This window comes from Pseudomonas sp. YY-1 (assembly GCF_002843095.1).
Classification (GTDB): domain Bacteria; phylum Pseudomonadota; class Gammaproteobacteria; order Pseudomonadales; family Pseudomonadaceae; genus Aquipseudomonas; species Aquipseudomonas sediminis_A.
Window position 1 is genome coordinate 43,780 of the sequence record NZ_PJLX01000010.1, and the last position, 20,114, is coordinate 63,893.

Here is a 20,114-nt window from a genome sequence, read left to right on the forward strand (position 1 = left end):
AGGATGGATATGCTGATACGGATAATCGGCCGTTTGCTGTTTCTCGCCCTGCTGCTGTGTGCGGCGCTGCTGGTGGCGCTATGGCGTGGCTGGGTTGAGGTGGCGCCGCGGCTCAACCCCTGGGCTCCACTGGACGTGCGCGAAGCGCCGAACCTGCTGACCCCCTTCAAACTCTGGCGCCTGAGTGAGGATCGTGAGCTGTGCGACTTGGCTCTGGCGACTTCTGACCTGCGTTTTACCCGTCTGCCCGACAGCACGCCGCATCCTGGCTGCCCGATTGAAAATGCCGTGCGTATTCAGGGGGCCAGCGTTGGTCTGAGCAGCAGTTTCATGGCTACCTGCCCGTTGGCGGTGAGCTTCGCTTTGTTCGAGCAACATGGTTTGCAGCCGGCTGCGCAGGCGGTGTTCGGCCAGCCGGTGACCCGTGTCGAACACGTCGGCAGTTTCGCATGTCGCAGCATTGCCGGCAGTCAGCGGCCCAGCCAGCATTCCTATGCCAACGCGCTGGACATGGTCGGCTTCCGTCTGCGCGACGGCCAGCACATCAGCGTGCTGCGCGACTGGCCGGGGCAGGGCGACAAGGCGCGCTTTCTGCGCCTGGTACAGGAAGCGGCCTGTGACAGCTTCAATGTCACTCTGGGACCTGAATACAACGCTGCGCACCGCGACCATTTTCACGTGGACATGGGCATGTGGCGGATGTGCCGCTAACGTTTGGCCAACAGCAGGTCGGCCGCTTGGCCGCTGCGCCCATCGGCGAATTCGAAGCGACCCAGCTGCGCGATCTGGTCGTAAGCGCCAAGGGCGATGTTGACGTCGCGGGCGCGCAGGTCGATGGCGCTGACGCCTGCCTCACCAAGCGTTTGCAGCTGCTGGCGGCCTTGTGCGTCGAAACGCAGCAGGCGCAGTTTGTCGAACACGGCATCGGCCGTATCGATACGGCCGTCGCCGTTATCGTCGAAGCGCGCCAGTTCGGCGAAGCCATTGGCAGCCCCATGCTGATCACCGAACAGTTCGCGGCCATCGTCGATGCGCCCATTGCCGTTGCGATCCAGCGCCAATAGCGCATCGTCACCGGTGGGCGCGCTGATCGAATCCATACGGCCGTCGGCATCCAGATCGAAACGCACCGGACGGCCAAGGCCACTGGTGGAGAAGCCGTTGCCAGCCATATCCAGTACCAGCGGGTCGACCTGCTGGGGCGCCTGGCCCACGCTGACATTTAGTTCCAGGCCGCGTTGATCGATTACCGCCTGGCTGACCTCGGCGGCGCTGCTGGACACGGCAGGTGGCTCGACGGTTTCCCGCAGCTCGCGAGCGATCTCACCGGGTTTCTGCTCGTCTTCGATACCCAGGGTGCGGCGCAGAATCTGATAGTTGATGGATTCGTGCGCCGCGCGGTCGAGTTCGTCATCGAGAGGGCGAGCGCTGGTGGGGCTGCTGTTTGGGCGTGGGGCGGAGAGGGCGTCGAACATGTTCACTCTCGATGCGGCTGTCGGCGGCCGGGTCTGGCAGAATGCCGCTTCTTCGATATCGGCCGTGTGGCCGGTGCTTTGAGTGATTTTTGAGCAGAACGAGCCAATGACCGACGAGCGGCACAACGCCAGCATCCGCATCCAAGCCTTGCATCCTCAGTACGCCGAAGCGGCCGCCCGGTGGGCGTCACGTCTGGGTCTGGCGCAGGAGGGCGAGACTGAGTTCGCTCTGCAACTGGGTGACGACGGGCTGCAACTGGTCGAGCTGGGCGACAAGGCGCCTGGTCCGGTGCGGGTGGATTTCGTCGAGGGGGCTGCGGCGCATCGCCGCCAGTTCGGCGGCGGCAGTGGGCAGATGATTGCCAAGGCCGTAGGCGTGCAATCGGGCATTCGGCCACGGATTCTCGATGCGACGGCGGGGCTGGGGCGTGACTCGTTCGTGCTGGCCAGCCTGGGCTGCGAGATGACCCTGATCGAGCGTCAGCCGCTGGTCGCTGCGCTATTGGAAGACGGCCTGCAGCGTGCGGCGCTGGATTTCGATGTGGCGCCCATCGTCGCGCGCATGCGCCTGCTTACCGGAAATGCCATCGAGCTGATGCGCAACTGGCAGGACGAGGCACCGCAGGTGATCTACCTCGATCCGATGTTCCCGCATCGTGACAAGAGTGCGCTGGTGAAGAAGGAAATGCGCCTGTTCCGCCCGTTCGTCGGTGATGATCTGGATGCGCCGGTGTTGCTCGAAGCGGCGCTGGCGCTGGCCACTCATCGCGTGGTGGTCAAGCGCCCACGCAAGGCGCCGGCCATTGAAGGGAGCAAGCCGGGTTATATGCTGGAAGGAAAGTCGAGCCGTTACGACATCTACCCGAAGAAGAAGCTGGAAGCCAGCGCGTAGCGCCTCTCCGGTTCAGGGTCGGTAAGCGCGCAGAAACAGCTGTACCGCGTCCTGCACATGATGTTCCGCGGCTTCACCCTCAAGCGGCTCGCCACAGCCGATCAGCAGGCGGAAATGCGCGCCGCCCTTGAGCAGGCTGAAGAAGTGGTCGGCGGCCAGGTGCGGATTGTCCAGGCTCAGCAGTCCGCGCTGGGCCGCTTTGTGCAGCAGCACTTCCATCTCATCCTGCACCCGTTTCGGGCCGGCTTCGTAGAACATCTGCGACAGCTTGGAGCCCTGGCTGGCCAGGCTCACCATCATCCGGTGCATTTCCACGGATTCGCGGCTATTGACCAGCGCCAGGAAGCCGCGCGCGATGCCCATTAGCTGGCTTTCCAGCGGTACGTTGTCCGGTAGCTCGAACAACAGTTCGGGGAGTTGCTCTTCGCATTTGGCCTTGATCGCCGCGGAGAACAGGGTCTCCTTGTCGGTGAAGTGGCTGTACACCGTGAGCTTGGAAACGCCGGCCTCTGCGGCGATGGCATCCATGCTGCTACCGTCATAACCATTACGCAGGAACAGGCTCTTGGCCGCCTCGAGGATGGCGCGACGTTTGGCGGGGTCTTTCGGACGACCGGGGCCGGAAGGTTGTAACAACTTGTCAGGCATTGGCAGATTTTAATACTGGACTGGCGAGTTTGCTATTTTTACTATACCCGCCAGTACAAATATTCCAAGGGATATCTCCAAAGGCGTCGACTAGGCAGTCAGCTTTGGGGGCAGCCCGAAACCTTCTCCGAAAGGTCTTGCACATGTCTCGCCACGTTCTCCCGCTCGTTGCGTCTTTGGGTCTCGTATTTCTGTTGTCTGCCTGCGGTAATACCGAGCAGGCGGAGCAGCCGATCCGTCCTGCCATGGTGGTGCAGCCGCAGCCCGCTACGGCGCTGGTCGACAGCTATCCGGGTGAGGTGCGCGCCCGCTACGAGCCGGAGCTGGCCTTCCGTATCGCCGGCAAGGTGAGCAAGCGCACGGTGGATGTCGGTGACCGGGTGAAGAAGGATCAGGCCCTGGCCGAACTGGATCCGCAGGACGTGCGCCTGCAACTGGAGGCCACTCGCGCGCAGATGGCGGCAGCCGAGGCCAACCTGCAGACCGTGCGCGCCGAGCGTGAGCGCTACAAGAAGCTGCTCGAGCGCAATCTGGTCAGCCGTTCGCAGTTCGACAACGTCGAAAACCAATACCGTTCCGGCGAAGCACGCTTGAAGCAGGTCAAGGCCGAGTACGACGTGGCCCGCAATCAGACCGACTATGCCGTGCTGCGGGCCTCGCAGGACGGCGTGATCGCCCGTCGTGCGGTCGAGGTGGGGCAGGTGGTGGCGGCTGGTCAGACGGTGTTCACACTAGCTGCCGACGGCGAACGCGAGGTGTCGATCAGCCTGCCGGAACAGAGCTTTGGTCGCTTCGAAATTGGTCAGGTGGTCGAGGTCGAACTGTGGTCGCAGCCTGATCAGCGCTTCCCCGGCCGCATCCGCGAGATGGCCCCGGCGGCCGATCCGCAGTCGCGCACGTTCGCCGCACGTGTCGCGTTCACCGAAGGCAAGGTGCCGGCTGAGTTGGGGCAGAGCGCGCGGGTGTTCATCGCCAGCAATGGCGAGGTACCGCTGGCGGTACCGCTGTCGGCACTCAGCGCCGAGCAGGATCAGGCGTTCGTCTGGGTCGTCGATCCGAAGGAACACCGCGTGCAGCGCCGTCCGGTGCGTATCGGTGCCTATGGTGATGACCGTGTGCCGGTGCTGGAGGGGCTGACCGCTTCCGATTGGGTAGTCGCCGCCGGGGTGCAGATTCTTCGCGAAGGCCAGCAGGTTCGCCCGGTTGATCGGGACAATCGCAACGTCGAACTGGCCGCCAAGGAGTAAGCCCGCATGAGCTTCAACCTGTCTGCCTGGGCGCTGCGTCATCGTCAGATCGTCCTCTACATCATGCTGCTGTTCGCCGTGGTGGGGGCGCTTTCCTACACCAAGCTGGGCCAGAGTGAAGACCCGCCGTTCACCTTCAAGGCCATGGTGATTCGCACCAACTGGCCGGGCGCCAGCGCCGAAGAGGTATCGCGCCAGGTCACCGAGCGCATCGAGAAGAAGTTGATGGAGACCGGCGAGTACGACCGCATCACCAGCTTCTCCCGCCCGGGAGAGTCGCAGGTCACCTTCATGGCGCGCGACTCCATGCGCAGCTCCGAGATTCCCGAGCTGTGGTATCAGGTGCGCAAGAAGATCAGCGACATTCGCCACACGCTGCCGCCCGGTATTCAGGGGCCGTTCTTCAACGATGAATTCGGCACCACCTTCGGCAATATCTATGCGCTGACCGGTAGCGGTTTCGACTACGCGGTGCTCAAGGACTACGCCGACCGTCTGCAGCTGCAACTGCAGCGGGTCAAGGATGTGGGCAAGGTCGAGCTGGTGGGGTTGCAGGACGAGAAGATCTGGATCGAACTGTCCAACACCAAGTTGGCCACCCTCGGTTTGCCACTGTCTGCCGTGCAACAGGCGCTGGAGGCGCAGAACGCGGTAGCGGCTGCCGGCTTCTTCGAGACCCCCAGCGAACGTATTCAGCTGCGCGTGACCGGGCGTTTCGAGTCGGTGGAGGAAATCCGCGATTTTCCCATTCGCGTTGCTGATCGTACCTTCCGCATTGCTGACGTTGCCGAGGTCAAGCGCGGTTTCAACGATCCACCCGCGCCGCGCATGCGCTTCATGGGCGAGGACGCCCTGGGTATTGCCGTATCGATGAAGGACGGCGGCGATATTCTGGTACTGGGCAAGGCATTGGAAGACGAGTTCGCCCGTCTGCAACAGACGCTGCCGCTGGGCATGGAGCTGCGCAAGGTGTCGGATCAGCCGGCGGCGGTGAAGACCGGCGTGGGCGAGTTCGTCAAGGTGCTGGTGGAGGCGTTGGTGATCGTGCTCGCGGTCAGCTTCTTCTCCCTCGGTCTGCGCACCGGCCTGGTGGTGGCGCTGGTGATTCCGCTGGTGTTGGCGATGACCTTCGCTGCCATGTACTACCTCGGCATCGGCCTGCACAAGATTTCTCTCGGCGCGCTGGTGCTCGGCCTCGGCCTGCTGGTGGACGACGCGATCATCGCGGTGGAGATGATGGCGATCAAGATGGAGCAGGGCTACGACCGCTTCAAAGCGGCCAGTTTCGCCTGGACCAGTACGGCTTTCCCCATGCTCACCGGCACCCTGATCACCGCTGCCGGTTTCCTGCCCATCGCTACGGCGCAGTCCGGTACCGGTGAGTACACCCGCTCGATCTTCCAGGTGGTGGCCATTTCGCTGATCGCCTCATGGATCGCGGCAGTGATGTTCGTGCCCTATCTGGGCGACAAGCTGTTGCCGGATCTGGCCAAACTGCATGCTGCCAAGCACGGCGGCAGCGATTCAGGCCATGACCCCTATTCGACGCCGTTCTACCGCCGCGTTCGCGCCACGGTGGAATGGTGCGTGCGCCGCCGTGGCATCGTGATCCTGCTGACCATTGCGCTGTTCGTTGCGTCGGTGCTGTTGTTCCGTTTCGTGCCGCAACAGTTCTTCCCGGCCTCTGGTCGTCTGGAGCTGATGGTCGACATCAAGTTGGAGGAGGGCGCTTCGCTGAGCGCCACCGAAGCCGAGGTACATCGCCTGGAAAAACTGCTCAAGGAGCAGCCCGGCATCGACAACTACGTGGCCTACGTCGGCACGGGGTCACCGCGTTTCTACCTGCCGCTCGATCAGCAGTTGCCGGCGGCCAGCTTTGCCCAGTTCGTGGTACTGGCCAAAAGCATCGAAGAGCGCGAGCGCCTGCGTGGTTGGCTGATCAAGGTGATGAACGACGAGTTCCCGACCCTGCGCAGTCGCGTCAGCCGCCTGGAGAACGGGCCGCCCGTGGGCTACCCGATCCAGTTCCGCGTCAGCGGTGAGCACATCGCCGAGGTGCGCGCGCTGGCCCGTCAGGTGGCGGACAAGGTGCGCGAGAACCCGCATGTGGTGAATGTGCACCTGGACTGGGAGGAGCCGAGCAAGGTGGTGATCCTCAACATCGATCAGGATCGCGCCCGCGCTCTGGGCGTCAACACCGCCGAGTTATCGCGCTTCCTGCAGGGTTCGCTGTCCGGTACCAGTGTCAGCCAGTATCGCGAAGGTAATGAGCTGATCGAGATTCTCCAGCGCGGCACGCCGCAGGAACGCAAGGCGCTGAGCCTGCTGCCGAGCCTGGCGGTGCCGACCGACAGCGGTCGCAGTGTGGCGCTGTCGCAGGTGGCGACTCTGGAGTACGGCTTCGAGGAAGGCATCATCTGGCACCGCAACCGTCTGCCCAACGTCACCGTGCGTGCCGACGTCTATGGCAAGCAGCAGCCGGCCAACCTGACCCAGCAGATCCTGCCGACGCTCGACCCGATCCGCGCCGAGCTGCCTGCGGGTTATCTGCTGGAGGTCGGAGGCACGGTAGAGGACTCCCAGCGCGGACAGAAGTCGGTCAACGCGGGTATCCCGCTGTTCATCGTGGTGGTGCTGACGCTGCTGATGCTGCAGCTGAAAAGCTTCTCGCGTTCGGCGATGGTATTTCTCACCGCGCCGTTGGGCCTGATCGGCGTGACTCTGTTCCTGCTGATCTTCCGCCAGCCGTTCGGCTTCGTGGCCATGCTCGGCACCATCGCCTTGGCTGGGATGATCATGCGCAACTCGGTGATCCTGGTCGATCAGATCGAGCAGGACATCAGCCACGGCCTGGACCGCTGGCACGCCATCATCGAGGCGACAGTGCGCCGCTTCCGGCCGATCGTTCTGACAGCCCTGGCGGCGGTGCTGGCGATGATCCCGCTATCGCGCAGTGTGTTCTTCGGGCCGATGGCGGTGGCCATCATGGGCGGACTGGTGGTGGCCACGGCATTGACCCTGCTGTTCCTGCCGGCGCTGTATGCGGCGTGGTTCCGGGTCAAGGAGAGCGAGGCGCGTTGAGTCGTGGCATCAGCGGCGCCTGACCGTCGCTGCTTGAGCCCCTTCCACGGGGTTCGTCATGGTAATAAAAAACGGGAGCCATTGGCTCCCGTTCTTTTATGTAGCGGGTAAGGCTTATTCGTCCATCTGCGACTGCAGGTAGTTCTGCAGGCCTACTGCTTCGATCAGGCTCAGCTGGGTTTCCAGCCAGTCGATGTGATCTTCCTCGGAGCAGAGGATTTCTTCCAGCAGTTCGCGGCTGGCGTAGTCACCAATGCTCTCGCAATAGGCAATGGCAGCCTTCAGGTCACCATGGGCCTTGTGCTCGATCTTCAGGTCGCATTCGAGCATTTCCTTGGTGTTTTCACCGATCAGGATCTTGCCCAGGTCCTGCAGGTTCGGAATGCCCTCGAGGAACAGGATGCGCTTGATCAGCTTGTCGGCGTGCTTCATCTCGTCGATGGACTCGTGGTACTCATGCTCGCCGAGTTTTTTCAGGCCCCAGTCTTCGTACATGCGCGCATGCAGGAAGTACTGGTTGATGGCGACCAGTTCGTTACCAAGAATCTTGTTCAGGTGTTGAATGACCTTCTTGTCGCCTTTCATGACCGCTCCTGCAGTTTCAATGACAGTGATAGCCTTGAATTTTCGGCCTCGTTCTTCTTTATGTCAAACCTAAGTGTTTGAAACATAAGTAAAAATAAAACCGAATAAGAATGTTTTTATTCCGCATCATGGCGCCAAGTTATTGAATTGACGCAATAAATAAGTTGCTGAAAGTTCAGGCATGACGCCATCGGGCAACTACCGCCGGTATTTTATTTTTTCGCGCCCATAAAAAAGCCCCGCAAAGCGGGGCATGGGGCACGCAGAATTCAGGCGGCGTGAGCCGAATGCGGATCGCGGCTATTCAGGTAGTCCTGCAGACGTGTCTGCTGCGCCGGGGTCATGAACAGGCCCAGCTTGCTGCGCCGCCAGAGGATATCGGCGCTGCTGCGCGCCCACTCTTCGCGGCGCAGGTAGTCCACTTCGCGGGTGTAGAGCCCGGCACCCAGGTGTTCGCCAAGGTCGGTGAGATTGTGCACGCCGTCGAGCAGACGCCAGGTGCGGCTGCCATAACTGGTTGCCCAGCGTCTGGCCAGGCTGCTGGGCAACCAGCCGTGGCGTTCGCAGAGTGCTTCAACCAGGGCGCTCTGGCTTTGCAGATCTTCGCCGCCTGGCAACGGGGCACTGGCTGTCCAGCTCGGGCCCAGTTTCGTGAAGTGCGGCGCCAGCTGTTGCATGGCGGACTCTGCCAGCTTGCGGTAGGTGGTCAGCTTGCCGCCGAAGACCGACAGCAGAGGCGCTTCACCCGGAGCACCGGAGAGCGACAGGGTGTAGTCACGGGTAATGGCCGACGGCTCATCGGATTCGTCGTCGCACAGCGGCCGTACGCCTGCGAAGCTGTGCAGCACATCGTCGCGGCTGAGCTGCTGTTTGAAATGGTCATTGACCACTTTGAGCAGATAGTCGGTTTCCTCGGCGGTGATCGTGACCTGAGCAGGGTCGCCCTGGTATTCACGGTCGGTGGTGCCGATCAGGGTGAAACGTTCCAGATAAGGGATGGCGAAGACGATGCGGCGGTCTTCGTTTTGTAGGATGTAGGCCTGCTCGCCGTCATACAGCCGTGGCACGACAATATGGCTGCCCTGGATAAGACGAATGCCATACGGCGATTGTTGCTTGAGGTCGTCACGAATGAAGCGCGCGACCCAGGGGCCGGCGGCATTGACCAGCGCCCGCGCACGGATGGACAGCAGGCTGCCGTCGCTGCGTTCCAGGTGGATATGCCACAACCCCTTGCTACGTCGGGCGCTGACGCAACGGGTACGGGGGTGAATGTGCGCGCCGTTTTCCCGTGCGGCCATGGCGTTGAGCACCACCAAGCGGGCATCGTCTACCCAGCAATCGGAATATTCGAAGCCGCGGCTGATTTCCGCCTTCAACGGGCTACCAGCGCCGAAGCGTAGGCCGCGCGAAGCCGGCAGGCGCTCACGCTTGCCCAGGTGATCGTAGAGGAACAGGCCGGCGCGAATCATCCAGGCCGGACGCAAGTGCGGGCGGTGCGGCAGAACGAAGCGCATCGGCTTGACGATATGCGGCGCCTTGGCCAGCAGCACTTCGCGCTCGGCCAGGGCCTCACGCACCAGGCGAAACTCATGATGTTCCAGATAGCGCAGGCCGCCGTGGATCAACTTGCTGCTGGCCGAGGAGGTGTGGCTGGCCAGGTCGTCCTTTTCGCAAAGGAACACGGACAGGCCGCGACCGGCTGCATCGGCTGCGATGCCCACGCCATTGATGCCGCCGCCAACGACGGCGAGGTCATAGACTTCCGCAACGGGGCTGGCGAACTGGTCGTGGGGCATGTGGCACGCTCGGCTATTGGATTCGAATGTATTTATGTTCACTTTCGAAAATATGCTAGACGAAGATGCCCAGCTTCGCTACCCCGGCACGCGATTGCGCGCCGAGCGGTACTGAGGGATGGGGTTTGCTGTAGTTGTAGAGCGGGTGTAATCCGCCGATACGTCGCCGGCGGGTTGCACCCGCCCTACGCGATAGCCGTTGAGAGGCCAGTCAAACCAGGTCGAGCTGAACCTTGTGGCTGTGCAGCAGGCGGGTGATGGCAGCCGACGGTGCGCTATCGGTGAAGACGCGGTCGACCAGGGCGATGGAGCCCAGGCGTACCACGGCGTTGCGGCCGAACTTGCTGGAGTCGGCGGCGAGGAAGACCTGTCTGGCGTTGTCGATGATCGCCTGGGAAACCCGTACTTCCTGGTAGTCGAAGTCGAGCAGACTGCCGTCGTCGTCGATACCGCTGATGCCGACGATGGCGTAATCGACCTTGAATTGCTGGATGAAATCCACTGCGGCCTGGCCGACGATACCGCCGTCGCCGCGCACCGTGCCGCCGGCCACCAGCACCTCGAAGTCGGCCTTGGCGCTGAGCTGGGCGGCGACGTGCAGGTTGTTGGTGATGATCTTCAGACCCTTGTGGTTCTGCAGCTCGCGGGCGATGGCTTCGGTGGTGGTGCCGATGTTGATGAACAGCGAGGCGTGGTCGGGGATCTGCGCGGCTACCGCCTCGGCGATGCGCTGTTTCTCCTCGCGCATCTGCCCCGCGCGCATGCCGTAGGCGGTGTTCTGAATGCTTGACGATTCGCAGGCCGCGCCGCCATGGGTACGGCGCAGCAGGCCGTGCTCGGCCAGCTGGTTGATGTCGCGGCGAATGGTCTGCGGGGTCACGGCGAACGCCTGGGCCAGTTCGTCGATGCTGACGTAGCCGCGTTCACGGGCGAGGTTGAGAATGTCGTGCTGGCGCGGAGCGAGGTTCATGAGCGCTTCCTGTGATGGTCACTCATTATAGGGTGTGGCGGTGGTGGATTTGGGCCTGTTACTGTAAGGCATCTTTTATCGCGTTTTCACATTCGAACATGACTCCCGCAATCGATCTGTTGAAAAAGGCCAAGGCCGAACACCGCGTGCACAGCTACCAGCACGATCCCAAGGCGCCGTCCTACGGGCTAGAGGCGGCCGAGAAGCTGGGGCTGGCACCCGAGTGCGTGTACAAGACCCTGCTCGCAGCGACCGAGAAGGGCGAGCTGCTGGTGGCGGTCGTGCCGGTGGCGGGCAGCCTCGATCTCAAGGCGCTGGCAGCAGCTGCGGGGGCGAAGAAAGCGGACATGGCCGACCCGGCAGCCGCACAGCGCGCCACTGGTTATCTGGTTGGCGGCATCAGCCCGCTGGGGCAGAAGAAGCGCCTGCGTACCTTCATCGACGAGAGCGCACGCCAGCATCCCACCATTCACGTCAGTGGTGGCCGGCGAGGGCTAGAGCTGGAGCTTTCGGCCGAGACCCTGGCGCAGCACACTCAGGGGCAGTTCGCCGCTATCGGCAAAGCCTGAAGCGAGCAGTATGCTGCCAGCAAAATAAGTCACTCTGCGGTCAACAGCCTGCTACTGATAACAACAAGGAATCTTGCATGACCCAATACCTGTTAGCCATCGATCAGGGCACTACCAGCTCCCGCGCCATCATCTTCAATGATCAGGGGCTGCCGGTTGCGCGTGCTCAGCAGGAATTCAAGCAGTACTTCCCTCAGGATGGCTGGGTCGAGCACGACGGTGAGGAAATATGGTCCTCCACGCTCAAGGTTTGCCACGATGCCATTGCCAGTAGCGGTCTGCAGCCCGAGGCGATTGCCGCCATCGGCATCACCAACCAGCGCGAAACCACCCTGGTGTGGGATGCCGTCAGTGGCACGCCTATCCATCCGGCCATCGTCTGGCAGGACCGCCGCACCGCCGACTATTGCGCCGGGCTCAAGGAGCACGGCCACGAAGCGGCGGTCTCGGCCAAGACCGGCTTGCTGATCGACCCGTATTTCTCTGCCACCAAGCTGCGCTGGATACTGGAGAACGTACCCGGTGCGCCGGAGCGGGCCGAGCGCGGCGAACTGCGCTTTGGCACCGTCGACAGCTTCCTGCTGTGGCGCCTGACCGATGGTAAGGTGCACCGCACTGACGCCAGCAATGCCTCGCGCACGCTGATGTTTAACATTCATACCCAGCAGTGGGACGAAGAGCTGCTCAAGCTGTTCGAGATTCCCGCCAGCCTGCTGCCCGAGGTGCTCGATTGCGCTGCCGAGTTCGGTCACACCGACAGCTCGCTGCTCGGCGCCAGTATTCCGGTGCTGGGCATGGCCGGTGACCAACAGGCGGCTCTGATCGGCCAGGCCTGCTTCGAGCCGGGGATGGTCAAGAGCACCTACGGTACTGGCTGTTTCATGATCCAGAACACCGGCGATCAGCCGGTGAGTTCGAAGAACCGTCTGCTGACCACGGTCGGCTATCGCCTTGATGGCAAGGTCACCTACGCGGTGGAGGGCAGCATCTTCGTCGCGGGCGCGGCGGTGCAGTGGCTGCGTGACGGTATCAAGCTGATCAGCCATGCGCGCGAGAGCGAGGCGCTGGCCGAGGCCACCGGTGAAGCCTGCGGCGTCTACCTGGTGCCGGCATTCACCGGCCTGGGGGCGCCGTATTGGGACCCCAAGGCGCGCGGTGCCATCTTCGGCCTGACCCGCGATACCGGTATCAAGGAGATCGTCACCGCCGGCCTGCAGTCGGTGTGCTACCAGACCCGTGACCTGCTCGAAGCCATGCGCCAGGACGGTGCGGCAGCGCCCAGTGCGCTGCGTGTCGACGGTGGCATGGTAGAGAACAACTGGGTCATGCAGTTTCTGGCCGACATTCTCGGCGTCAGCGTCGAGCGCCCGGAAGTCACCGAGACCACTGCGCTAGGCGTCGCCTATCTGGCAGGTCTGAAGCTAGGCCTGTACCAGGACCTGAACGCCATCGCCAGTCATTGGCATCGTCAGCAGCGTTTCGAGCCGCGGATGAACAATGCACATCGCGAACGCCTTTACGCTGGTTGGCTGGATGCGGTGAAGCGGGTGCGCAGCGAAGCGTGAGAACCCCCGCTCTGTTGGGCCGCATCGGCGCTGGCGTGTTGTTGTCGCTGATACTGTGCAGCGGCCTGGCGCGGGCTGAGAAGCTGGTGATCGCTGGCGATCTCTGGTGCCCAATCAACTGTGCGGCAGATGCGGAGAAGCGCGGCATCTTCGTCGAGCTAGCCGAACAGATCTTTGCCGAGTCCGGCATTGAGGTGGAGTACCGCGTGATCAATTGGGCGCGCGCGGTGCACGATACCCGGCGCGGCAAGCTGGATGCGTTGATCGGCGCCGGGGTGCAGGATGCACCGGACTTCATCTTCACGCCCACGGCGCCCGGTGTGTCGCGCATGTGCTTCTACGCCTCCCGCGGTGGTGCTTGGCGTTACCAGGGGCTGAATTCTCTGCAAAGCGTGCGCCTGGGCGCGATCAATGGCTACAGCTACGGCGCCGAACTCGACCTGTATCTGCGCAATCACCATGACCCGTCCCAGGTGCAGTTGATGACCGGTGATCATGCGCTGATCAGCAATCTGCGCAAGCTGCGCCATAGGCGCATCGATGCGCTGGTGGAAAATGCCTGGGTGATGCAGGCGCTGCTCAGTGAGCGCTACCTGCATGGCGACATCCTTGAAGTCGGTTGCCGACAGCCGGATATTCCCATCTATCTAGCGTTCGCTCCGGGTCTGGCTGACAGCCCGCGCTATGCCGAACTGTTCGAACAAGGGCTGCAGCGCTTTCGCGAGGACGGGCGCATGGATGAACTGTTACGGCGCTACGGCATCCGCTGAGGCGCACTGTTCGGGGAAAATACAGGCCCTCTGTACGTGGTTCGCCTGCGCTGAGCGCGGCATGCTCTGTTCTCCCTATCCTGACCAGGAATGCTTCATGCCTCTCGAATTTCACCAGATCGACGCCTTTACCGATCAGCCGTTCGCGGGCAATCCCGCCATGGTCTATCGCCTGAGTGCCTGGCTCGACGATGCGCTGATGCAGCGCATCGCCGCCGAGCACAACCTGGCCGAGACCGCATTCGTGGTGAAAGAGGGCAGTGCCTGGCATATCCGCTGGTTCACCCCGGTCAGCGAGGTGCCGCTGTGCGGGCATGCCACCCTGGCGGCGGCCAAGGTGCTATTCGACATCTATCAGGAACCGGCAGAGGTGCTGGATTTCACCTGTCTGTCCGGAGTGCTGCAGGTCACCCGGCAGGGCGAACGTCTGCAATTGGATTTCCCGGTGCGGCGCGCGGAGTTGGTGACGCGGGAATTACACGAGCAGGCTGAGCGTGCGCTGGAGCGTCAGGTGGAGCAGGTACTGGCGCTGGGTAATGCCGATGGCAGCGTGCAGGAACTGATGGTGGTGCTGGATTCCGAGGCCGAGCTCCGCAAGCTGAAGCCGAACCTGCTCGCGCTGGCCACCTTGCCTGGGCTTGGCGTGCTGGTCACGGCTGCCGGGGCCCAACATGACTTCGTTTCGCGCTACTTCGCGCCCAGTATCGGTATCGATGAAGACCCGGTCACCGGTTCGACCCACTGCATCCTGATGCCCTATTGGGTCGAGCGCCTGGGCCGCAATACGCTCAGCGCTTTCCAGTGTTCGGCGCGTGGCGGCGAGCTGCTTTGTCGTCTGGAGGGTGAGCGGGTGAAGATCGCTGGCCACGCGCGGCATATCGCCAGTGGCCAGCTGATGCTCTGATCAGTTGCTGCTGACTCGGCGCACGCCAGCTGATTCGCTCAGCTGCAATTGCGCGGCGACGCTGCCAAGGGCCGGGAAGGCCACCAGGTGGTCGGCGGCGATGCGGATACCTACTTCGTCGCCCGGCTGGTGATCGGCATGACTGGGGAAGATCGATTCCAGCTGGCTGCCGGTCGGTAGTTGCAGGCGATAGAGCGTGGCCGCGCCGAGGAAGGTCTTGCCGACGATACGCGCCTTCAGTTCGCTGCTTTCGTCCGGAACGATGTCGTCCGGGCGCAGTAATACGTCCACCGCGCTGCCCTGCGCCCAGGTATAGGCACGGTTGCCGCGGATAATACCGAGTTCGGTCTGCACCGTTTCCGGGCTGAGCAACTGGCCGCGGATGAAGTAACCCTGGCCAATGAAGCTGGCGACGAAAGGTGTCAGCGGCTCGTGGTAGAGGTTGAACGGCGTATCCCACTGCTCCAGACGGCCATCCTTGAACACGCCGACGTGATCGCTGACAGCGAAGGCTTCTTCCTGATCGTGGGTCACCAGGATGGCGCTGGTGCCGCGCGTCTTGAGTATCTCGCGCACTTCATGGCTCAAGCGACGACGCAGTTCGCCATCGAGATTGGAGAAGGGCTCGTCGAGCAGTAGCAGCTTCGGCTCCGGTGCTAGGGCGCGGGCCAGGGCCACACGTTGTTGTTGGCCGCCGGAAAGTTCGTGTGGGTAACGTTTTGCCAGGTGCCCGAGCTTGACCAGCTCCAGCAGCTCCTGGGTGATGCGCTCGGCATTGGCCTGCTTACGAATGCCAAAGGCGACGTTCTCCGCCACGCTCAGGTGGGGGAACAGGGCATAGTCCTGAAACACCATGCCGATCTGGCGTTTCTCCGGTGCCAGGGTAAAGCCGGCGCGGGAGATCACCTCGCCGTCGAGTTCGATCTCACCTTCGAGCACTGGCTCGAAACCGGCGATGGCGCGCAGCGTAGTGGTCTTGCCGCAACCCGATGGGCCGAGCAGGCAACCGATATCGCCCGGGTTGAGGTGCAGGTCGAGATCCTGCACCACCTTGTGGGCGTGGTAGCCGCAGTTCAGCCCGCGTAGCTGCAGCAGGGGCTGGCTCATGCGTAGTGGTACGCCGGTTCGACCAGCATCTCCAGCAGCGCCTTCTGTGCGTGCAGGCGGTTCTCGGCTTGATCCCATGCAACCGAGCGCGGGTCGTCGAGCAGGTCGAAGCTGATTTCTTCGCCACGGTGCGCCGGCAGGCAATGCATGAACAGCACGTCTTCGGCGGCGGCGTCGAGCAGCTCGCGGGTGACCTGATAGGGGCGGAACAACGCCATGCGCTGCTCGGCCTCGTCTTCCTGGCCCATCGAGGCCCACACGTCGGTGCTGACCAGGTGCGCGCCGGCCACCGCTTCGCGCGGGTCACGCAGCACCTGCACACGCTCGCCGGCCTGGGCCAGGAAACGTGCGTCCGGCTCATAGCCAGCAGGGCAGGCGACCTTCAACTGGAAATCGAACTGCATCGCCGCTTCGATATAGGAGTTGCACATGTTGTTGCCGTCGCCGATCCAGGCCACCGTCTTGCCGGCGATACTGCCGCGGTGTTCGAGGAAGGTCTGCATGTCGGCGAGCAACTGGCAGGGGTGCAGGTCATCGGACAGGCCGTTGATTACCGGCACCTTGGACTTGGCGGCGAACTCGGTGAGGTTGCTGTGGGCGAAGGTGCGGATCATCACCGCATCGAGCATGCTCGACATGACGATGGCGGCATCGCCGATCGGCTCGCCACGGCCCAGCTGAGTGTCGCGCGGCGAGAGGAAGATGGCCTGGCCGCCGAGCTGGATGATGCCGGCTTCGAAGGACAGGCGGGTGCGGGTAGAGGCCTTCTCGAAGATCATGCCCAGCACGCGATTCTTCAGCGGCTCGAAGAGTACGCCACTGTTGCGCAGATTCTTCAGCTCGATGCCTCGGCGGATCAGTCCCACCAGTTCGTCCGGTGTGTAATCCATCATCGAGAGAAAGTGTCTGACGCTCATCGTTAACTACCTTTATCACTACATTTCGCAAGCTTGCGTTCGGGGATAAAACCGACAAAAACAGCAGAGCTTGCGGCAGGAGGCCGCAGGGTGCGACGAAACAGGGGAAGGCGCGATCCTATAAGGAAATGACGAGACGGCGCAAGTTAACGCCTACGGGCGCGCAGAATGATGTTTTACAAGCCTTTTTAGCCAAAGCGCTGGCGCCAGTGAGATTGACCGCGGCAGTGCCAGGGCTTCATAGGTGGCGCTGCTGAATCGGCAGGCTTGATGCCTGTCGATTCATGAGGCGAACGCTGCTGGCGTCGCCCTTGCGCTCGGCTCATAGTTCATGACCTGCGACCTGACCGGTCGTCTCGGATCAGAACAAGAGGCCAGGCCATGACCAAGTCCCTCCATTACCGTGCATGTCATCTGTGCGAAGCCATCTGCGGCCTTGCCATCGAAACTGAAGTGCAGCCTGATGGCAGCGTGCAGATTCGCTCGATCAAGGGCGATGCCCAGGATAGCTTCAGCCGTGGCCATATCTGCCCCAAGGCCGTGGCGCTGCAGGATATCCAGAACGACCCCGACCGTATCCGTCAGCCCATGCGCCGCATTGGCGAGCAGTGGCAGGCCATCGGCTGGGAGGAGGCGTTCGAGCTGGTGGCTGAGCGCCTGAGCACGATTCAGACCGCCCATGGGCAAAATGCCGTGGCCGTGTATCAGGGCAATCCCAGCGTGCATAACTATGGGCTGATGACCCACAGCAACTATTTCCTCGGTCAGTTGAAAACCCGCAATCGCTTTTCCGCCACCTCGGTCGATCAACTACCGCATCACCTGACCAGCCATCTGATGTATGGCCACGGTCTGCTGATTCCGATTCCCGATATCGATCACACCGACTTCATGCTGATCCTGGGCGGCAACCCGCTGGCCTCCAACGGCAGCATCATGACCGTGCCGGATGTGGAAAAGCGTCTGAAGGCCATCCAGGCGCGCGGCGGCAAGCTGGTGGTGGTCGATCCGCGTCGCAGCGAAACCGCGGCCATCGCCGACCAGCACCTGTTCGTGCGCCCCGGCAGCGATGCCGCGCTGTTGCTGGCGCTGCTCAACACCCTGTTCGAGGAAGGCCTGACCCGTGACAGCCATCTGCCGGTGGAGGGACTGGAGCAGGTGCGTGAGGCGATTGCCGGTTTCGATGCCGAGGCCATGAGCGCGCGCTGTGGCGTGCCGGCAGAAACCATCCGCCAACTGGCGCGGGATTTCGCCGCTGCAGATAAGGCCGTGTGCTACGGACGCATGGGCGTTTCCACCCAGGCGTTTGGCACCCTGTGTCAATGGCTGGTACAGATCATCAATCTGGTAACCGGCAACCTCGATCGCGCGGGCGGCGTGCTCTGCACCACGCCGGCGGTGGATCTGGTAGCGAGCACCTCGGGCGGGCATTTCAATCGCTGGCAGAGCCGGGTATCCGGCCTGCCTGAATACGGTGGCGAGCTGCCGGTTTCGGCGCTGGCCGAAGAGATGCTCACCCCCGGCGAGGGGCAGATCCGTGCCCTGGTCACGGTGGCCGGCAATCCGGTGCTGTCGACACCCAATGGGCGCCAGCTGGAGCAGGCGTTGGACGGCCTGGACTTCATGCTCTCGGTGGATTTCTACATCAACGAGACCACCCGTTACGCCGACCTGATTCTGCCGCCGACCGCGCCGCTGGAGCACGATCATTACGACACCACCTTCAATGTGTTCGCGGTGCGCAACGTCACCCGCTTCAACGAGGCAATCCTGGCCAAGCCGGACGGTGCCTTGCACGACTGGGAAATCTTCGTCGGTCTGGCCAAGGTCTTCGCGGCGCGCAATGGCCTTGAGCTGAAACCGACCATGGCGCCTGAGCAGATGATCGACATGGGCCTACGTTTCGGCCCCTATGGTGATCGCAGTGAGCGCAAGCTCAGTCTGGCTGCATTGCGTGAGCATCCGCATGGGGTCGACCTGGGGCCGCTGCAGCCGAACCTTGCAGCGCGTCTGAAAACGCCGAGCAAGGCGGTGCAGGCCGCGCCTGAGCTGCTGCTGGCCGATCTGGCACGTTTCGCCGAGCAGCAACAACCGGCTGCTCATGAGCTGCTGCTGATCGGCCGTCGTCACGTGCGCAGCAATAACTCGTGGATGCACAACTATCACCGCCTGGTGAAGGGCAAGCCGCGTCATCAATTGTTGATGAACCCGGCGGACCTGGCCAGTCGTGGCTTGGCCGATGGCCAGCGGGTACGGGTGCGCTCGCGAGTTGGCAGCATCGAGGTGGAGGTGGCCGCCAGCGATGAGGTGATGGCTGGCGTGGTCAGCCTGCCCCATGGCTGGGGGCATGCCCGCCCTGGCGTGCAGATGGACATTGCGCGTGCCCAGCCGGGTGCCAGCGCCAATGATCTGACCGACGAGCGCCAGCTCGACGCGCTGTCCGGTAATGCCGTGCTCAATGGGGTGCCGGTGGAGGTGGTGGCTGCGTAGCCCGGATAAAATTCGGGGTTGGCTCGACGCTATTGGGCGACGGCAAGGCCGAGCATTACGCTCGGTTTTTCGCTACAATCGCGCCACCGTGGCGACCGTCGGGTCGCGAAGTCTATGCTGAGGTGCCCCATGGATATCATCGAAACCATCAAAGAGCAGATCGCCAACAACACCGTTCTGCTGTACATGAAAGGCTCGCCCAACGCGCCGCAGTGTGGCTTCTCGGCCCGTGCTGCTCAGGTCGTGATGGGCTGCGGCGAGAAGTTCGCCTACGTCGACATCCTGCAGAACCCGGAAATCCGCGCCAACCTGCCGAAGTACGCCAACTGGCCGACCTTCCCGCAGCTGTGGGTCGGCGGTGAACTGGTCGGCGGTAGTGACATCCTCACCGAGATGTACGAGAAGGGCGAGCTGCAGACCCTGATCAAGGATGCCACGAGCAAAGCCGGCGCCTGATTACTGGTCGTGCAATGCAAAGAACCCGCCTAGGCGGGTTCTTTGGTTTCTGCCATCTGCTGTCTATTTCTGCAGCCACTGGCCGTTCAGTTGGATGAGCTGGCCCTTGGGCGTGCGCTCGATCGCTTTCTTGCCGGCGATGGCCTCCACGTCGCTCAGGCTGATGCCGTTGTCCTTGGCCACCTTCTGGTATTCGGCACGACGTGCCTGGTTGATCAGCCGGGCGATTTCATCGGCCTGGCCGCCGGCTTTGACCACGCCAAGGTAGCCATTGGGTTGCTCGCCCAGCTGGCCACTGGCTTTGGCATCGCCGAGGGCGCTCATGGCCTGGTTGAGGTTCAGTGCGTAGGCCGGCAGGCTGAGGGTGAGTGCCAGCAGCAGGGTCGAAATGTATCGAATCATCGTCTCTCTCCGTAGGACCTGTTCATGCCGAAACAGTGGGCTCAAAACAGACCGCTGCCTTCGCTAAATACACTGTCCAGCGCCTTGTCCACCTTGATGTAGATTTCGTGCTCGACCTTGACGTTCAGGTTGATGTTGATCGGTTCGTTCGGCATCGCCAGTTGTACCGTTGGGGTACAGGCCTGGCACAGCAGCCCCAGGCTCAGGACTGCGAGGAGGCGGTACGTGCGCATGGCG

Annotated in this window: 19 protein-coding genes; 10 read left to right on the forward strand and 9 right to left on the reverse strand. The window is 62.6% G+C overall.

All coding sequences use genetic code 11. The features are described from left to right. The first annotated feature begins 9 nt into the window (after positions 1 to 9). Complete coding sequence (locus CXP40_RS15035; protein ID WP_106734410.1) at positions 10 to 711, forward strand: extensin family protein; 702 nt, start codon at positions 10 to 12, stop codon at positions 709 to 711. On the opposite strand, the gene CXP40_RS15040 is transcribed toward CXP40_RS15035, so the two are convergent. Further along, a complete protein-coding gene (locus tag CXP40_RS15040) occupies positions 708 to 1,475 on the reverse strand; it encodes a hypothetical protein (RefSeq protein ID WP_256579458.1) in 768 nt (255 codons plus the stop codon). The two genes, CXP40_RS15035 and CXP40_RS15040, sit on opposite strands and share 4 nt — an antisense overlap. A gap of 106 nt (positions 1,476 to 1,581) precedes the next feature. Here CXP40_RS15040 and CXP40_RS15045 point away from each other — a divergent pair, with 106 nt between their 5' ends. Continuing rightward, positions 1,582 to 2,367 carry a class I SAM-dependent methyltransferase gene (locus CXP40_RS15045; RefSeq protein WP_106734411.1) on the forward strand — a complete coding sequence of 262 codons (786 nt, stop codon included), beginning with the start codon at positions 1,582 to 1,584 and terminating at the stop codon, positions 2,365 to 2,367. A gap of 12 nt (positions 2,368 to 2,379) precedes the next feature. On the opposite strand, the gene CXP40_RS15050 is transcribed toward CXP40_RS15045, so the two are convergent. Beyond that, a complete protein-coding gene (locus CXP40_RS15050) occupies positions 2,380 to 3,015 on the reverse strand; it encodes a TetR/AcrR family transcriptional regulator (protein ID WP_106734412.1) in 636 nt (211 codons plus the stop codon). A 143-nt stretch (positions 3,016 to 3,158) separates the two neighbouring features. Here CXP40_RS15050 and CXP40_RS15055 point away from each other — a divergent pair, with 143 nt between their 5' ends. Next, positions 3,159 to 4,262 (forward strand): efflux RND transporter periplasmic adaptor subunit, encoded by a 1,104-nt coding sequence (locus CXP40_RS15055; protein ID WP_106734413.1) that lies wholly within the window; start codon positions 3,159 to 3,161, stop codon positions 4,260 to 4,262. 6 nt (positions 4,263 to 4,268) lie between these two features. Next, positions 4,269 to 7,343, forward strand: a complete 3,075-nt coding sequence (locus CXP40_RS15060) for an efflux RND transporter permease subunit (protein WP_106734414.1) — start codon at positions 4,269 to 4,271, stop codon at positions 7,341 to 7,343. 114 nt (positions 7,344 to 7,457) lie between these two features. Here the strand turns inward: CXP40_RS15060 and bfr are convergent, their stop codons facing one another. From bfr to CXP40_RS15075, 3 genes are all read right to left on the reverse strand, one after another. Next, the gene (gene bfr, locus CXP40_RS15065) at positions 7,458 to 7,928 is read right to left on the reverse strand and encodes a bacterioferritin (protein ID WP_003462607.1); all 471 of its coding nucleotides are present in this window, start codon (positions 7,926 to 7,928) and stop codon (positions 7,458 to 7,460) included. Between the two features lie 269 nt (positions 7,929 to 8,197). Continuing rightward, positions 8,198 to 9,727, reverse strand: a complete 1,530-nt coding sequence (gene glpD, locus CXP40_RS15070) for a glycerol-3-phosphate dehydrogenase (RefSeq protein ID WP_106734415.1) — start codon at positions 9,725 to 9,727, stop codon at positions 8,198 to 8,200. A 211-nt stretch (positions 9,728 to 9,938) separates the two neighbouring features. Continuing rightward, positions 9,939 to 10,697, reverse strand: a complete 759-nt coding sequence (locus tag CXP40_RS15075; protein WP_106734416.1) for a DeoR/GlpR family DNA-binding transcription regulator — start codon at positions 10,695 to 10,697, stop codon at positions 9,939 to 9,941. Positions 10,698 to 10,795: 98 nt separating this feature from the next. Between CXP40_RS15075 and ybaK the strand changes: the two genes are divergently transcribed. From ybaK to CXP40_RS15095, 4 genes are all read left to right on the forward strand, one after another. Further along, a complete protein-coding gene (gene ybaK / locus CXP40_RS15080; RefSeq protein ID WP_104728835.1) occupies positions 10,796 to 11,266 on the forward strand; it encodes a Cys-tRNA(Pro) deacylase in 471 nt (156 codons plus the stop codon). Positions 11,267 to 11,343: 77 nt separating this feature from the next. Continuing rightward, the gene (gene glpK / locus CXP40_RS15085) at positions 11,344 to 12,831 is read left to right on the forward strand and encodes a glycerol kinase GlpK (RefSeq protein WP_106734417.1); all 1,488 of its coding nucleotides are present in this window, start codon (positions 11,344 to 11,346) and stop codon (positions 12,829 to 12,831) included. Continuing rightward, a complete protein-coding gene (locus tag CXP40_RS15090) occupies positions 12,828 to 13,601 on the forward strand; it encodes an ABC transporter substrate-binding protein (RefSeq protein WP_106734418.1) in 774 nt (257 codons plus the stop codon). The genes glpK and CXP40_RS15090 overlap by 4 nt, the downstream gene beginning before the upstream one ends. Positions 13,602 to 13,698: 97 nt before the next feature. Further along, a complete protein-coding gene (locus CXP40_RS15095; protein WP_106734419.1) occupies positions 13,699 to 14,505 on the forward strand; it encodes a PhzF family phenazine biosynthesis protein in 807 nt (268 codons plus the stop codon). On the opposite strand, the gene CXP40_RS15100 is transcribed toward CXP40_RS15095, so the two are convergent. Together CXP40_RS15100 and argF are read right to left on the reverse strand one after the other, a co-directional pair. Then, on the reverse strand, positions 14,506 to 15,612 hold the full coding sequence (locus CXP40_RS15100) for an ABC transporter ATP-binding protein (protein ID WP_106734420.1): 1,107 nt from the start codon (positions 15,610 to 15,612) through the stop codon (positions 14,506 to 14,508). Then, positions 15,609 to 16,529, reverse strand: a complete 921-nt coding sequence (gene argF / locus CXP40_RS15105; protein WP_106734421.1) for an ornithine carbamoyltransferase — start codon at positions 16,527 to 16,529, stop codon at positions 15,609 to 15,611. Before argF ends, CXP40_RS15100 begins: the two co-directional genes overlap by 4 nt. Before the next feature lie 381 nt (positions 16,530 to 16,910). Between argF and CXP40_RS15110 the strand changes: the two genes are divergently transcribed. Both CXP40_RS15110 and grxD read left to right on the forward strand, forming a co-directional pair. Next, a complete protein-coding gene (locus CXP40_RS15110) occupies positions 16,911 to 19,019 on the forward strand; it encodes a molybdopterin oxidoreductase family protein (protein ID WP_106734422.1) in 2,109 nt (702 codons plus the stop codon). 129 nt (positions 19,020 to 19,148) lie between these two features. After that, a complete protein-coding gene (gene grxD / locus CXP40_RS15115) occupies positions 19,149 to 19,475 on the forward strand; it encodes a Grx4 family monothiol glutaredoxin (protein ID WP_037003146.1) in 327 nt (108 codons plus the stop codon). Between the two features lie 63 nt (positions 19,476 to 19,538). Here grxD and CXP40_RS15120 read toward each other — a convergent pair whose 3' ends face one another. Both CXP40_RS15120 and CXP40_RS15125 read right to left on the reverse strand, forming a co-directional pair. Beyond that, positions 19,539 to 19,877: a YdbL family protein gene (locus tag CXP40_RS15120; RefSeq protein WP_106734423.1), complete on the reverse strand. Its 339-nt coding sequence runs from the start codon at positions 19,875 to 19,877 to the stop codon at positions 19,539 to 19,541. Positions 19,878 to 19,918: 41 nt separating this feature from the next. Next, positions 19,919 to 20,110, reverse strand: a complete 192-nt coding sequence (locus tag CXP40_RS15125) for a YnbE family lipoprotein (protein WP_099525739.1) — start codon at positions 20,108 to 20,110, stop codon at positions 19,919 to 19,921. Positions 20,111 to 20,114 lie beyond the last annotated feature (4 nt).

What these genes read in the sequence shown, in the direction of transcription:
- CXP40_RS15035 (WP_106734410.1), top strand. Translation starts at nt 10, where the DNA reads ATGCTGATACGGATAATCGGCCGTTTGCTGTTTCTCGCCCTGCTGCTG.
- CXP40_RS15040 (WP_256579458.1), bottom strand. Translation starts at nt 1,475, where the DNA reads ATGTTCGACGCCCTCTCCGCCCCACGCCCAAACAGCAGCCCCACCAGC.
- CXP40_RS15045 (WP_106734411.1), top strand. Translation starts at nt 1,582, where the DNA reads ATGACCGACGAGCGGCACAACGCCAGCATCCGCATCCAAGCCTTGCAT.
- CXP40_RS15050 (WP_106734412.1), bottom strand. Translation starts at nt 3,015, where the DNA reads ATGCCTGACAAGTTGTTACAACCTTCCGGCCCCGGTCGTCCGAAAGAC.
- CXP40_RS15055 (WP_106734413.1), top strand. Translation starts at nt 3,159, where the DNA reads ATGTCTCGCCACGTTCTCCCGCTCGTTGCGTCTTTGGGTCTCGTATTT.
- CXP40_RS15060 (WP_106734414.1), top strand. Translation starts at nt 4,269, where the DNA reads ATGAGCTTCAACCTGTCTGCCTGGGCGCTGCGTCATCGTCAGATCGTC.
- bfr (WP_003462607.1), bottom strand. Translation starts at nt 7,928, where the DNA reads ATGAAAGGCGACAAGAAGGTCATTCAACACCTGAACAAGATTCTTGGT.
- glpD (WP_106734415.1), bottom strand. Translation starts at nt 9,727, where the DNA reads ATGCCCCACGACCAGTTCGCCAGCCCCGTTGCGGAAGTCTATGACCTC.
- CXP40_RS15075 (WP_106734416.1), bottom strand. Translation starts at nt 10,697, where the DNA reads ATGAACCTCGCTCCGCGCCAGCACGACATTCTCAACCTCGCCCGTGAA.
- ybaK (WP_104728835.1), top strand. Translation starts at nt 10,796, where the DNA reads ATGACTCCCGCAATCGATCTGTTGAAAAAGGCCAAGGCCGAACACCGC.
- glpK (WP_106734417.1), top strand. Translation starts at nt 11,344, where the DNA reads ATGACCCAATACCTGTTAGCCATCGATCAGGGCACTACCAGCTCCCGC.
- CXP40_RS15095 (WP_106734419.1), top strand. Translation starts at nt 13,699, where the DNA reads ATGCCTCTCGAATTTCACCAGATCGACGCCTTTACCGATCAGCCGTTC.
- CXP40_RS15100 (WP_106734420.1), bottom strand. Translation starts at nt 15,612, where the DNA reads ATGAGCCAGCCCCTGCTGCAGCTACGCGGGCTGAACTGCGGCTACCAC.
- argF (WP_106734421.1), bottom strand. Translation starts at nt 16,529, where the DNA reads ATGAGCGTCAGACACTTTCTCTCGATGATGGATTACACACCGGACGAA.
- CXP40_RS15110 (WP_106734422.1), top strand. Translation starts at nt 16,911, where the DNA reads ATGACCAAGTCCCTCCATTACCGTGCATGTCATCTGTGCGAAGCCATC.
- grxD (WP_037003146.1), top strand. Translation starts at nt 19,149, where the DNA reads ATGGATATCATCGAAACCATCAAAGAGCAGATCGCCAACAACACCGTT.
- CXP40_RS15120 (WP_106734423.1), bottom strand. Translation starts at nt 19,877, where the DNA reads ATGATTCGATACATTTCGACCCTGCTGCTGGCACTCACCCTCAGCCTG.
- CXP40_RS15125 (WP_099525739.1), bottom strand. Translation starts at nt 20,110, where the DNA reads ATGCGCACGTACCGCCTCCTCGCAGTCCTGAGCCTGGGGCTGCTGTGC.